This is a genomic window from Amycolatopsis bartoniae (assembly GCF_014191255.1).
Classification (GTDB): domain Bacteria; phylum Actinomycetota; class Actinomycetes; order Mycobacteriales; family Pseudonocardiaceae; genus Amycolatopsis_E; species Amycolatopsis_E bartoniae.
On the sequence record NZ_JACHWH010000003.1, the window covers coordinates 570,930 to 584,394 of the forward strand.

At 67.7% G+C, this 13,465-nt stretch carries 11 protein-coding genes and 2 pseudogenes; 10 read left to right on the top strand and 3 right to left on the bottom strand.

Annotated elements, in window-relative coordinates:
• Nucleotides 1-80 precede the first annotated feature (80 nt).
• The 4 genes from FHX82_RS19405 to FHX82_RS19420 are packed head-to-tail and all read left to right on the top strand — an operon-like array spanning nucleotide 81 to nucleotide 4,754.
• On the top strand, nucleotides 81-1,286 hold the full coding sequence (locus FHX82_RS19405) for an acyl-CoA dehydrogenase family protein (RefSeq protein ID WP_145935596.1): 1,206 nt from the start codon (nucleotides 81-83) through the stop codon (nucleotides 1,284-1,286).
• A gap of 15 nt (nucleotides 1,287-1,301) precedes the next feature.
• Nucleotides 1,302-2,396: an acyl-CoA dehydrogenase family protein gene (locus tag FHX82_RS19410; RefSeq protein WP_145935597.1), complete on the top strand. Its 1,095-nt coding sequence runs from the start codon at nucleotides 1,302-1,304 to the stop codon at nucleotides 2,394-2,396.
• Complete coding sequence (locus tag FHX82_RS19415; protein WP_145935598.1) at nucleotides 2,396-3,247, top strand: MaoC/PaaZ C-terminal domain-containing protein; 852 nt, start codon at nucleotides 2,396-2,398, stop codon at nucleotides 3,245-3,247. Before FHX82_RS19410 ends, FHX82_RS19415 begins: the two co-directional genes overlap by 1 nt.
• 10 nt (nucleotides 3,248-3,257) lie before the next feature.
• Complete coding sequence (locus FHX82_RS19420; protein WP_145935599.1) at nucleotides 3,258-4,754, top strand: alpha/beta hydrolase domain-containing protein; 1,497 nt, start codon at nucleotides 3,258-3,260, stop codon at nucleotides 4,752-4,754.
• 89 nt (nucleotides 4,755-4,843) lie between these two features.
• Here the strand turns inward: FHX82_RS19420 and FHX82_RS19425 are convergent, their stop codons facing one another.
• On the bottom strand, nucleotides 4,844-5,647 hold the full coding sequence (locus FHX82_RS19425; RefSeq protein WP_145935600.1) for a helix-turn-helix domain-containing protein: 804 nt from the start codon (nucleotides 5,645-5,647) through the stop codon (nucleotides 4,844-4,846).
• Nucleotides 5,648-5,764: 117 nt separating this feature from the next.
• Here FHX82_RS19425 and FHX82_RS19430 point away from each other — a divergent pair, with 117 nt between their 5' ends.
• Nucleotides 5,765-6,184, top strand: a complete 420-nt coding sequence (locus tag FHX82_RS19430; protein ID WP_145935601.1) for a hypothetical protein — start codon at nucleotides 5,765-5,767, stop codon at nucleotides 6,182-6,184.
• A gap of 44 nt (nucleotides 6,185-6,228) precedes the next feature.
• Nucleotides 6,229-7,221 carry a zinc-dependent alcohol dehydrogenase family protein gene (locus tag FHX82_RS19435; protein WP_311733350.1) on the top strand — a complete coding sequence of 331 codons (993 nt, stop codon included), beginning with the start codon at nucleotides 6,229-6,231 and terminating at the stop codon, nucleotides 7,219-7,221.
• Nucleotides 7,222-7,263: 42 nt separating this feature from the next.
• On the opposite strand, the pseudogene FHX82_RS37750 reads toward FHX82_RS19435, so the two are convergent.
• Both FHX82_RS37750 and FHX82_RS19445 read right to left on the bottom strand, forming a co-directional pair.
• Nucleotides 7,264-8,063: pseudogene (locus FHX82_RS37750) on the bottom strand (replication-relaxation family protein); the annotation flags it as partial.
• A 103-nt stretch (nucleotides 8,064-8,166) separates the two neighbouring features.
• Nucleotides 8,167-8,707 (bottom strand): annotated as a pseudogene (locus tag FHX82_RS19445) (type VI secretion protein); the annotation flags it as partial.
• Nucleotides 8,708-8,939: 232 nt separating this feature from the next.
• Here FHX82_RS19445 and FHX82_RS19450 point away from each other — a divergent pair.
• The 4 genes from FHX82_RS19450 (at nucleotide 8,940) to hsdR (ending at nucleotide 13,343) form a co-directional block, all read left to right on the top strand.
• Complete coding sequence (locus FHX82_RS19450) at nucleotides 8,940-9,245, top strand: hypothetical protein (RefSeq protein ID WP_145935602.1); 306 nt, start codon at nucleotides 8,940-8,942, stop codon at nucleotides 9,243-9,245.
• A 72-nt stretch (nucleotides 9,246-9,317) separates the two neighbouring features.
• Nucleotides 9,318-10,208, top strand: coding sequence for a hypothetical protein (locus tag FHX82_RS19455; RefSeq protein ID WP_183176708.1), 891 nt, complete (start codon nucleotides 9,318-9,320; stop codon nucleotides 10,206-10,208).
• A gap of 105 nt (nucleotides 10,209-10,313) precedes the next feature.
• Nucleotides 10,314-10,880 carry a GNAT family N-acetyltransferase gene (locus FHX82_RS38015; protein WP_373308602.1) on the top strand — a complete coding sequence of 189 codons (567 nt, stop codon included), beginning with the start codon at nucleotides 10,314-10,316 and terminating at the stop codon, nucleotides 10,878-10,880.
• Between the two features lie 33 nt (nucleotides 10,881-10,913).
• On the top strand, nucleotides 10,914-13,343 hold the full coding sequence (gene hsdR / locus FHX82_RS19465) for an EcoAI/FtnUII family type I restriction enzme subunit R (protein ID WP_221216165.1): 2,430 nt from the start codon (nucleotides 10,914-10,916) through the stop codon (nucleotides 13,341-13,343).
• The last annotated feature ends 122 nt before the right edge of the window (nucleotides 13,344-13,465 follow it).

Consider the following 13,465-nt stretch of genomic DNA (forward strand, 5'->3'; position numbering starts at 1 on the left):
CCGGCAGGAGTCTGATGTAAGAATCAGATTCTAATATTGAGATCGACGCGATCGTCGCAGCGGAGCGAGGAGCACGCGCCATGGAACTGGACCTGGGCCCCGAGATCGACGCGTTCCGCGCCGATCTGCGCTCGTGGATCACCGCACACACCCCCGACGGGCTGCCGAACCTGGTCAGCTGGGAGGCGGCGCTGATCACCGGCGGCCGCCGCGCGCCCGGCGTGGACGAGGCGCTGGCCGACCCCCGTTACCGGGAGTGGGAGCAGCACCTGCTCGAGGCGAAACTGATCTGCCCCCAATGGCCCGCCGAGTACGGCGGTCAGGACATGGACGCCGTGCGCGTCGCGGTGCTCAACGAGGAGTTCGCGCGTGCCGGCGTCCCGCGGGTGGTGCGGGGGATGGGGGAGACCCTCGTCGGCCCCGCCATCCTCGTGCACGCCACACCCGAGCAGAAAGCGGCGTTCCTGCCCCGGATCGTCTCCGGCGAGGACGTCTACTGCCAGGGCTTCTCCGAACCGGGCCACGGTTCCGACCTCGCCGCCGTGCAGACCCGCGGGGTGGTCGACGGCGACGACATCGTGGTCACCGGGCAGAAGGTGTGGACCTCCGGCGCCGCGCGAGCCAACAAGATGTTCGTGCTGTGCCGCACCGACCCCGAGGCGCCCAAGCACCGCGGCCTGTCCTACGTGCTGGTGCCCTTCACCGGGCCCGAGGTGCAGTACCGGCCGATCCGCCAGATGTCCGGCGCGGCCGAGTTCTGCGAGGACTTCCTGGACGGGGTGCGCGCACCGCTGTTCAACGTCATCGGTGGGCTGAACAACGGCTGGCGGGTCGCGATGACCACCCTCGGGCACGAGCGCGGCGGCCGCGCGACCGTGCAGCACCTGCGGTTCGAGCGCGAGTTCTGGTCACTGGTCGAGACTGCCCGCAAGTACGGCAGGCACGAGGACCCGCTGGTGCGCCAGCAGCTCGCCTGGGCCTACACCCAGGTGCAGCTGATGCGCTTCAGCGGGCTGCGCACGCTCGCGCAGGTCGCCCAGGGCACCCAGCCGGGGCCCGAGGCGTCGATCAACAAGCTGTTCTGGAGCGAGTACCACAAGCGGCTCGGCGAGCTCGCGATGAGCATCATCGGCACGCACGGGCTGGTCCGCCCCGAGGGGGAGGACTACCCGACCACCCCGTGGCAGAACACGTTCCTGGCCAGCCGGGCGGGCACCATCTACTCCGGCACCAGCGAGATCCAGCGCAACATCATCGCCGAGCGGGCGCTCGGCCTGCCCAGATGATCCGGGAGAGCCGCCATGCAGTTCACGGAAAGCCCTGAACAGTCCGAACTTCGCTCGTCGGTGCGCCGGTTCCTCGCGGAGAAGTCGCCCAGCACGGCGGTCCGGGAGCAGATGGAGACCGTCGCCGGGTACGACGACGCGGTCTGGAAGCAGCTGTCGGTGCAGCTCGGCCTGCCCTCGCTGGCGATCCCCGAGGAGTACGGCGGCGCCGGGTTCAGCTTCGTCGAGCAGTGCATCGTGCTCGAGGAGATGGGTCGCACCCTCTACTGTGGACCGTTCTTCGCCAGCGCGGTGCTGGCCGCGACCGTGCTGCTGAAGTCCGGCGACGAACAGGCGAAGAGCCGGTACCTGCCGGGCATCGCGAGCGGGGAGACCATCGCGACCCTCGCGTTCACCGACGACAGCGGCGGCTGGAGCGGCAACGGTTCCGGCCTCTCCGCCGCCGACGGAAAGCTCACCGGGCACAGGAACTTCGTGCTCGACGGGCACAACGCGGCGCTGGTGCTGGCCACCGCCCGCACACCGGAAGGGTTGTTCCTGTACGCGGTCGACGCGCACGCGGCCGGGCTGACCGCGACCGCACTGCCCACTTTGGACCAGACGCGACGCCTCGCGCGGCTGGAGTTCGACGGTGTCGAGGCGGAGCTGATCGGGCCCGCGGAAGCGGCGCTGGCCGCCACCCTGGACGTCGCCGCGCTGGCGCTGGCCGCCGAACAGCTCGGCGGTGCGCAGGCCGCGCTCGACATGGCGGTGGCGTACGGCAAGATCCGGGAACAGTTCGGCAAGCCCATCGGCAGCTTCCAGGCGCTCAAGCACCGCTGCGCGGACCTGCTGCTGGAGGTCGAGTCGACCCGCTCGGCGGTGATCTACGGTTCCTGGGCCGTCGCGGAGGACGCCGACGAGGTACCGGTCGTCGCGTCGCTGGCCAAGGCGTACGCGTCGGAGACGTTCTTCCACGCCGCGGCGGAGAACATCCAGCTGCACGGCGGGATCGGGTTCACCTGGGAGCACGACGCGCACCTGTACTTCAAGCGTGCCAAGGCGAGCGAGCTGCTGTTCGGCGACCCCGCCTACCACCGCGAGCGGCTCGCCGGACGGATCGGCATCTGATGACGCTCAACCACGACCTGGTCGGCGTCGAGTCCGAACCGGTGGAGCGGACCTGGACGAGCAAGGACACGCTGCTCTACGCCGTCGGGGTTGGTGCCGGCCTCGGCGACCCGGCCCAGGAACTCGCCTTCACCACCGAGAACTCGGCCGGCCTCACTCAGCAGGTGCTGCCCACGTTCGCCGTACTGGCCGCGCAGGGCGGCCGCCGCGGCGACCTCGGCGACTTCGACCGCGCGATGCTCGTGCACGCCGAGCAGGCCTTCGAACTGCACCGCCCGCTCTCCCCGGCGGGCACCGCGCAGGTGACGTCCAAGATCACCGGTATCTACGACAAGGGCTCCGGTGCGCTGGTGGTGACCGAGGCGACGGCGGTCGACGCGGCGTCCGGCGAGCTGCTGGTCACCTCGCGCAGTTCGGTGTTCATCCGCGGCGAGGGCGGCTTCGGCGGCGACCGCGGGCCCGCGCCCGACTGGAAGGAGCCCGCCCGCGCCCCCGACCACCAGGTCACCTACCCGACCCGCCCGGAGCAGGCCCTGCTCTACCGGCTCTCCGGCGACCGCAACCCGCTGCACTCCGACCCCGCGTTCGCCGCGCGGGCGGGGTTCCCGCGGCCGATCCTGCACGGCCTGTGCACCTACGGCGTCACCGGTCGCGCGCTGCTGCACACGCTCGCCGGTTCGGATCCCGCGCGGTTCGCCGGGATGTCCGGCCGGTTCAGCGCCCCCGTGTTCCCGGGCGAGTCGCTGACCGTGTCGATGTGGACCGACGGCGATACCGCCACCTTCCGGTCCACAAAGGACGACGGCACCGTGGTGCTCGACCGGGGAGTGGTATTCCTCCGTCCCCAGTGAAGGGAAGCCGATGCGCAGCCGGTTGTGTCTCCTGCTCGCACTCGTCCTCGCCGCCGCGCCGCTGACCGCCCAGGCGGCACCGGCGCACGGCGCACCACCGACGGTCTCGCCCGGTGCGGGACCCGCGACCATCACCGGCCCGATCCCGGCGGCCGGCGAGCCGGGCGACCCGGCGCACGACTACGTGTTCTATTCGACTCCCTATGACCTGAAGAAGGCGGGCTACGAGGAGCTCGAGTTCTTCATCTCCGGCACCGCGACGCGCTACAACCCGAACCCGACGATCGACCAGCAACAGCAGGCGGCCACCCCGCTGGGCACGACGCCGTACACGACGCGGATCGTGGTGCGGCGGCCGGTCAAGCCATCGAAGTCGGCGGGGGTCGCGGTGGTCGACTGGCAGAACGTGACGGCCGGGCACGACATCGACACCGAGTGGGGTACCAGCGCGGACTACTTCGTGCGCAACGGCTGGACGTGGGTCGGCGCCTCGGTGCAGCACGTCGGCGTCAACGGCGCGCCGTCTGGTCCGACGGCCGGGCTCGGCCTGACCGAGTGGAGCCCGCGGCGGTACGGTTCGCTGGACGTCACCGACCACGGCGCGGTGCTCGACGACTCGCAGTCGTTCGACATCTACACCCAGATCGCGCAGCTGCTGAAGGGCCACGCCCGGACGAACCCGTTGGCGGACCTCGGAATTTCGCAGGTCTACGCGGGTGGCGCGTCGCAGTCGGGCCGGTACCTCGGCGTGTACTACAACACGGTGCAGCCGATCCAGCACGTGTACGACGGGTTCCTGTTCGCGCTGTCGGACAGCTCGCTGCCGGCGCGGCCGGGTGTGGGCACGAAGGCGATCCGGGTGTTCACCGAGAACGACATCTACCGGGGCGCCGGGGTGCCGAGCAAGCAGGCGCCGGACTCGAACACGTTGCGTACCTGGGAGATCGCGGGCGCGTCGCACGTCCCGGCGTATTCGACGGGCACCGATCCGGGCGATTTCCGCGCGACGCTGGGCGCCATCCAGACGCGGGAGTTCGGCCCGGCGCCGCCGGTCGACTGCACCAACCCGGGGCCGAGCCAGGTCGAGTCGTGGGCGGTGTTCCATGCCGCGTACGACGCGTTGGACAAGTGGGTGCGCCGTGGCGTCGCGCCGCGGCTCGCCCCGCCGCTGGCGATCATCGACCCGGGGCCGCCGGCTTCGCTGGCGCGGGACAGCTTCGGCATCGCCGAGGGCGGGATCCGGTTGCCGGACGTGGAGGTGCCGGTGGGGCTCAACGACGGGATCAACTCGCCCGCGAGCCTGACCAACCCGCTGAGCTCGTTCTGCGTGCTGTACGGGACGCACCGGGACTTCACGGCGGCGCAGCTGGGGTCGTTGTACTACAGCGATCGTGACTACCAGCAGCAGGTGCGGGACGTGGTGCAGCGCTTGGTGGGGCAGCACTTCGTCCTGCCGGAGGACGGGCAGGTCCTGATCGACCAGGCCCGCCACCGGCGGCCGGTGTAACCGGTGCGATCCGCCCCGGATGGCAGGGCCCGGGGCGGATCTCTTCGTGCGCGGTTCGTCTGTGCGGGACCTTCGGGTGAGGTCCCGGGTTATCGGATCACGAGTTCGGTGAGGGTGGCGGCCGTCGCCTCGTCGGCGGGGAGGAACGCCTCCAGCCGTAGTTCGGCGATCGTGACGTCGACGGCGGTGCCGAAGTGGGTCAGCGTGGTGATGAGCCGCAGCTCGCCGTCGTTGTCCCCGTCGCCTGTGCGCAGCCGCAGCGGAACGGCGAAACCGAGGTAGTCCGGTGCCGGTTGGCGTGGGCGGTCCGGCACCAGCTCGGTGAGTTCGGCGACCAGGCGCTGGAGCCGGTCGTTCGGATTCCGCACCGTCTCGGTGTGGAGCCGGTCGATGATGTGCCAGGCCCACTCGTCGAGGTTGACGATCCTGGGTGCGAGGCCGTGCGGGTGCAGCAGCACCCGAGGGACGCTGACCGGCGGTACCAGCAGCGGTGGCGCCACGGTGTCGGTCAGCGCGTGGAAGCCGGCGTTGGCCATGACCAGATCACCGCATCGGTCGACGACCACCGCCGGGTACGGCAGGTGGCCTGCCAGGATGCGTTCCAGGGCGGTGCGGACCGGTCCGAGGCCGGGATCGTCCAGCCGGGTCTGCGGGTAGGCCGGGGCGAAACCCGCCGCGAGGAGCAGGACGTTGCGTTCCCGGACGGGCACCTCCAGCGATTCGGCCAGCCGGATAACCATGGACCGGCCCGGCAGTGAGCGCCCGCTCTCGATGAAACTGACGTGCCGCTGTGTCGTACCCGCGCGTGCGGCGAGCTCCAACTGGCTCACGCGTCGCCGCGTGCGCCACGCACGCAAGGCGTCGGCGAACCCGTCCTTCGATCCGGTGATCATTGCCCCTGTCTACCCGTGCGGACGCTGCTCGACCATTCCCTGCGAGGAATTGCCCGGCCGCCGGCCTCGGCAGCACAGTCGTGGCCGAACCCGACCACACCGACCAAGGGACTCGTCATGGCTGACATCGACCCGCAGGAGCTGACCGACCGCTATGTCGCGGTCTGGAACGAGCCGGACGCCGACATGCGCCGCCACACCATCCGGGAACTCTGGGCCAAGGGTGCCACGCACGTCCTGCGGCCACCGCAGGACGTCCGGACGGCCGCCGAAGGGCTCGGCTTCGTCTCCGCGACCCTCGAAGCTCGCGGGTACGCCGCCCTGGAGTTCCGCGTGACCCGGACCTACCAGGAGTTCGTCGCGCCGGGCACTTTCACCTTCAGGTCCCGGCGCAACGCCGACAGGCTTCACGACATCGTCAAGTTCAACTGGGAAATGGTCTCCCGCAGCGGTGAGGTGGCCGGGGTCGGTCTGGAGGTCCTCGTCCTCGACGAGGACGGCCGCATCCGCACCGACTACCAGTTCATCGAAGGCTGATCGTGACGATCGCGATGTGGCCATCGGCTGTGCGCAGTTATCACGTGACCACCGGCGCGGGCATCGACGGACTGTCCTTGCGCAGTGATGAGCCACGGAGTCCGGCACCGGGCGAGGTCGTGGTGGCGGTCCACGCCACCTCCCTCAGCTTCCGTGAACTCCTCGTGCTGCGCGGCCAGTACGTCCTGCCCGTCAAGCCTGATGTCATCCCGATCTCCGACGGCGCCGGCGAGGTCGTCGCCGTCGGTACGGGTGTCCGGCGGGTACGGCCGGGCGACCAGGTCGCCGCCACGCTGTTCCCGAGTTGGCTGGACGGCCCGTTCCGGCCTTCGCATCTGCCGCAGTTGGGTGGCTCGCTGGACGGCATGCTCACCGAATTCGCGGTCCTCCCGGAAGCAGCACTCGTACCGATCCCGGAACACCTCTCCTACGCGGAGGCCGCGACACTTCCCTGCGCCGCCGTCACCGCCTGGAATGCCCTGACCGGTGACGGTCGCGGGGTCCGGCGCGGGCAGACGGTCCTCACACTCGGCTCCGGCGGCGTGTCGCTGTTCGCACTGCAGTTCGCCAAGCTCCTCGGCGCCAGGGTGATCGCCACGACAGGGCGGGCGGACAAGGAGCAGCGCCTCCGCGACCTCGGTGCCGACGAGGTCGTCAACTACCGTGACGTCCCGGACTGGCACATCGCCGTCCGTGAACTCACCGCGGGACAAGGCGTAGACCGCGTCGTCGACGTCGCCGGAACGTTGGAGCAGTCCCTCAGGTCGGTCGCCATCGACGGGCATGTCGCCTTCGTCGGGTCCGTCACCGGCGCCTGGCCCTCGATCGACCCCCGGCTGCTGTTCGGCGCCGCGGCGACAATCCGGGCGGTTACCGTCGGCAGCCGGGCCCAGTTCGTCGAGATGAACCACACCATCGCGGCACATCACCTCAAACCCGTCATCGACCGGGTGTTTCCCTTCGAGGAGGCCGCCGCGGCCTACCGCTACTACGAGTCCGGCAACCCATTCGGCAAGGTGATCATCGCGACCAGATAACCCAGCCGACCGGGCCGCCGGACCGATCCGGAGGCCACCTGCGGCAGCGAGATAGTCGTCACCGTTCCACCGATACTGGATGGGCTGTCCGAAGTCTGGTGCGTGCACCATCTCGCCCGCACCGATGTACAGGCCGACGTGGTGGACGAGTGCCGGGCGGTCGAGCTGGGACAGCGCGTCGGCCAGCGCCCGGCGCGCGGTCGTTTCGCGGCGGTGGGTGGGTAGCCATACCAGGACCGGGGTGGTGATCCCGTTGCGGTGGCGAGTTTTTCGTAGCCGTAGAGCTTGCGGCCGAGTGTGGCGAGGTCTTCGGTGCCGAAGTCGAATTCGAGGAAGAACTCGATCTGCTGGCCGTCCTCGCGCCATCGGCCGTAGGCGTCGGGGCGGACCATGTCGCCGAAGAGTCGGCCGCAGTGCAGCTCGGACCACCACGCGGTCAGTCGTCCCCGTGCGCCGGACTGTCGGCTGAGCGCGATCAGGGTGGTGAAGAAGCCGTTGATCCCGACGGTGTGGGCCAGGCGCAGGGAGTGTGCGATCCCGAGACCGTCTTCGTAGGCCAGGGCGACCGCTCCGGCGATGTCGAGCACGTAGTGCATCGGCGCGGTGCCGGAGCTGACGAACGGTTGGAACCGGTCGATGACCCGCCACTCGAACAGGTCGAGCAGTCGGTGATTGGCCGCGCGCATGCTCGGATAGCACAGCTCGACGATCTGCTGCGTGGTGAACACCTTGTGTTCGTGCAGCATCCGGGCCAGCCACCGGTCCCGGAGCGTGAGCCGGCCGGCGAGCTGGGCGTGGTGCTCTCCGGTGGTGGCGGCTCGTGGGGTGTGGCGCTGCGCCATGTGTCAGCGCAACGCCCGCTGAGGGGTGGGGTTGGAAATCATGGGTACACACCTCCCGGAGACGGGCAGCAGTGGCAAACGGGCGAGGGCAGGTCATGCGGAGCTAGGCCGCGCGGCGTGGGTCCACAGTGGTCTGCGCACCGTGACCCGCGACCGTGGCGATGTGGGTGACGGGGGGACGGGTGTTGACTCTGGCGGCCTTGCGGATTGCTCTGGCGCGGCCGGGAATCACGGGTGGGAGTTTCTCGGTCACCGCGGTGAACGGTGGTGCTTCCTCGCCGCCCAGGACGAGTCGGGTGGCGACGTGGTAGACCCCGAGGTTGGAGAGGTCGTGATCAGAGAGCCGTGGCATGGTGTGGCGGGTCAGCTTCTTCGCGTCCTCCGGTGAGGCGTTGAAGAATATTTTGCTGCGGGCGTTGGTGCTGATGCCTTCCTCGAGTTCCTTGGGGAGCTGGCCGAGGTATTGGTGGGAAGGCCATCGAGAGCCGGTAACCGCGGGCCTCGGTGAGCATGTCTTCCAGCGGGTAGGCGAGGTTGAGGAAGTTGTGGCACTCGTCGATGTACAGTCCGCAGTCGCGACGTTGACGCTGCGGGACACGGGCCCGGCGAGTCGCGGCCTGCCAGGTGCGCGCCACGACGATCGCCACCGGGGGAGGAGCCGCCGGTGCCGCCGCTGTCGGTCTGGCCGACAGGCCAGCGCGACCCGCTCGCGCAACTGCGCGACGCCTGCTACGTGCCCGGCACCGAGCGGATTCCGCCCGCCGTCGCCGACCTGCAATGTCGGCGAACCTCTGTCCCGCGGCAAGCACAGGATGGCGAACCTGACGACCCGTTCACCCAGGGCCTGCGAGCCACAAGCGGACTGCGCTGCAAGCTGTGGCCGAGCTCGACGCCACCGGTGACCTCGAAGGCCGCATGCCCAGCGACGACGAGGTGGCCTTGCTCGATGCCCTGCCGTATGTCGCGGTCAACCTGGCCGAGGCGCCCGAGAACCAGCTGCGGCGCCTGTTCGAGAACCTCCAGTTCACCGTCCGCCTGATCGGTGACACCAACCAGGTCCACCTCGAGATCCGGCTGCCGGCCGAGGATCTGCCCGAAGTCACCAACACCGTGGAAACGACTGGCTGTGTGGATGCTGTACGTGCCCCCGCCGGGACTACCAAAGGATGGGAACGGGTCTGACCTGCGGTTTTCGACCGGCCAGTTGGTTGTCGAGGCGACGTTCGACCTTTCCGCGCCGGGAGGTGGGTCGCAGTGACTGTGGAGCGAGCAGCACCGCGGCGCCCCGACGCGGAGTCGGCCGCCGGCCAAGCCGCCGTCGTCCAGGCTGTCACGGCGATCATGGGAACGGTCGTCGGTCTCACGTTCCTTTTCGGCTTCGGGAACGTACTTGACCTGGCATTGCGGCTTGGCGTTCCGGTCTGGGTGGCGCCGCTGGTGGCGCCTGCGGTGGACCTGTCGATCCTGGGACTGCTCCTTGGTACCCGCCACCTGGTGGTTCAGGGGGTTGAGCTGGACTCGTTGCGCGGCGCGCGACGTTTATTGATCTTCGCCAGCTTCGTGACGCTGGCCCTGAATGTCGCGGACCCGCTGGTCAGGGGCAGCTTGGCAAGGCTGCGTTCGATGCTACTGATCGGTTGGTCGGAGGTCGGACCCAGCCTGCTTCACGCCCTCAGCGCCTCCACCAGCGCAAATTTGGGTGATTCCCCGGACGGAACGGAGGTTCAAGCCGCCCCGCCAGTGCAGGACGCTCTTGCCGGACTGCCGGACCACCCGGATTCTTCGGGCAGCGACGCTACCGCAACGGTCCAACGCATTGAGACGGCAAGCCACCTGCTAGATCGTGCTCGCGAAGAGGATCTCCGCCACCGGTTGGAGCACCAGCGCCCGATCTCCGCCGAGACGCTGCGTCGGCGGCTGCGCATTGGTGCCGATTGTTCACGCCAGTTGGTTGCCCAGGTCCGTCGGGAGACACAGCAGGCGATACCTGCACGGGCAGACGAGAGAGTGGACCGCATCTACCGTAGCTGTGAGCAGAGCGCCATCGGGGGACCGGTCGAAACCAGCGGAGTCAGTACGAACCGGCCGGCAAACACAGCCGCGACGCGCACGCACGCTGCCGGCGTAGCTTCGGTGCCGGCGTAGCACCCATTGGACTCAAGGGGACACCCTCGTGCTGGGCGTACTCGATCAGCGCGCATCCTTGGCACGTGACTTCGCCGACGGCGACCATACCCGACCTACCGGTCGGTGAGGTGCTGCTACGCCCGCTGGAGTCGGGCGACGCCAGCGCGCTCGAACCGATGCCTCAACGATCCCGATCGGCGCGCCATGTTCGGCCACTCTGCCGCCGGGCACACCACGGGTGCGGACTGGATCGCTGGGCAACTCCAACTCCAGCAGGACAACGCCACGGTGACCAGGCACTTCGCCTGGGCAGTCGTCCGCAGCGAATCCGACACGGTGATCGGGTGGACCACCTTAGCCAACATCAACTTCTATGACGGTGGCGAGGTGGAGGTGGTCATCGATCCGGCCCACCGCTGCCACGGCTACGGGGGCCTGGTACTGACCGAGGTGATCCGCTGGGCGTTCGAGGAGTTGGTCCCCACGTTTACGATCGATCCACACGGCGCGTGGACCAGCGATCCACATGCTGACCAAGACCCCGCTGGTCGACCAGTGGACCAGCCGCGCCCGGCTGCTAACAGGAGTGCCTCCGTGCGTCCCGACCATGATGCTGGCGTGTCCCACGGGGAAGTGCACGGCTGCCCGCCGCTCCTGCCGGGTAACGGCAGATGTGGGGTGAACCGATAGCCCACTACGGTTACAGCGAGTAGAAAGGGCCTCATGGTCGACTACCTGGAGGACGAGACATGCCGCCGGTTCGTGCTCCCCGCGCTCGATAGAGCCGGGTGGAACGAGGACCAGATCGCCCCCCAGTACACGATCAACGCTGGCCGTATCCGGGTTACGGCGCGAGGCCACCAGCGGGATCAGGAGCTGCGCGCCGACTACGCCTTGGAGTACGAGCCGGGCCTGGTCATCGGCGTCGTAGAGGCGAAGCGGACCCGCAAGGATGCCCAAGACGGCATCGAGCAGGCCAAGCGGTACGCGGTCAAGCTGGACGTGCCCTTCGCGTACGCCACCAATGGCACGATGATCTACGAGATCGACTTGGCGACGGGCATGATTACGGAGGTCCAGGGCTTTCCCAGCCCGGACGAACTCTGGTCGCGGTACCGGTCAGCCAAGGGCGTCGCCGACGGTCTGCCGAGTGAACTGCTCACAGCACCTTTCGACGCAAGCTTGCGGAACTGGGACAATACGCCCAAACGACCTCGTTATTACCAGCAAGTAGCCGTCAACCGTGCCGTCCACGCGATCGCCCGGGGTGACACACGCATCCTGCTGGTCCTGGCGACCGGTACGGGCAAGACGCTGGCCGCATTCCAAATTGTCTCGAAGCTGTGGCATTCCCGGTGGACCCGTGGGCGTAAACCTCGCGTACTGTACCTGGCTGACCGGAACATCCTGGTGGACCAACCCAAGGACGAGTACTTCGAACCGGTATTTGGTGAGGCCGTCTACAAATTGGGTGGCGGTGAGGCCAAACACGGCCGCAACATCTACTTCGCACTCTACCAGTCCATGGACCAGCCCGGCGACCAAGAAGCACTGTTCAAGCAGTACGACCCCGACTACTTTGACCTCATCATTGTCGACGAATGCCACCGCGGCAGTGCCCGCGAAGACTCGCAGTGGCGGAATATCTTGGAGCACTTCTCGCCGGCGACCCAGATTGGTCTCACTGCCACGCCCGTCAGCTCACGTGACGCGGATACGTACCACTACTTCGGCGACCCGATCTATGAATACTCACTGGCACAAGGAATCGAAGATGGGTTCTTGGCGCCATACCGGGTCCGAAAGGTGCGCCTCAATGTCGACATGACAGGCTGGCGACCTGAGCCAGGCCAGCGCGACATCTACGGCAAAGAACTTCCCGACGATCTATACGGCCCGCGCGAGTACGAGCGAATTATAGCGATTCTGGAACGTACGGGAGAAGCGGCGCAGTATCTCACCGAATATTTGTATAATGCCGACCGTATGGGTAAAACCATTGTGTTCTGTGAGAACACAGACCATGCCGGCCGGATGATGCAGGCGCTACACAATGCAAATCGAGACATGGTGCGACGGTATCCTAACTATGTCTGTCGTATTACCGCCAGGGACGAGTCAGTAGGCAGGGCCTTGCTGGACGGTTTCCGAAAGGTTGACAGCGATCAACCCGTTATCGCTGTGACATCCAGACTGTTGTCGACTGGTGTTGACATCCCCACCGTCCGTAACATCGTGCTGTTTCGCCGCATCGCGTCAATGCCCGAGTTCAAGCAGGTCATCGGCCGCGGCACCCGCTTGTTCGAGGATGCGGGCAAGCTGAGTTTTGACATCATCGATTTCGTCGAGGCCACCAGGCTGTTCAACGATCCCGGCTTCGACGGCATCCCCATCCGTGTATTCCGCGATGATACCGACGAAACCGGTCACCTGATTGAAACGGAGGCCGAGGAAACCGAGCAGGACGCCGAGGGGGAGGTCACCTCTGAATGTGACGACTCAGCGCCGACTCCTGACGACCCGCGCCCGGCGGACCAGGTTGTCGACCCTGACCAGATCAACAACATCATCGCACGCGGACGTCGGTACTACGTCAAGGACGTGCCGGTTTACGTCTGGGGCGATGCCTTCTACCTGGCCGAAGGCGATGGCACCCGGCTCCGGCTGGTCGAGTACCGACAGTACGTCAAGGAGCGAGTGCTTGAGCTGCACCTCAGCCCGACCGAGCTGCGCAGCCAATGGGCTCAGGCCAAGGCCCGCGGCGAGCTCACCGAGAAGCTGGGGGGCGAGTACGGGGTCAGCGTCGAGGAGTTGGCGGAGCAACTCGGCCGACCCGAGGCCGACCCAATCGACCTCCTGATCCATGTTGCGTGGGACGCCGCGCTAGTGACCAGGGAAGAGCGTGCCCGGCGGGTGCGCCGTGAGCACCGCAAGTTCTTGGAGTCGTTCGGCCCGGAAGCGGAGCAGATCCTGGAGCGGGTACTGGAGCAGTACGCATCGCACGGCCCCGATGAGCTTTCACCGCAGGTCCTGCGGCTTGCGCCATTCACCGAGATGGGCAGCGTCGTTGAACTCGCTGGTAGGTTCGGCGGCGCTGAGGATCTGAAGCAGGCCCTTGACCAGCTCGGACAGCACATCTACGACGTGGCGTAACGTCCCGACTACAAACTTCCGGCACAAGCACGGCGAGGCCGGCTGGCCGACGTGACCATGTTCGATACGGTAGCGCGACTATCGACGTGAGCGAAGATCGACGTGAGCAAGATGGAGCTGTT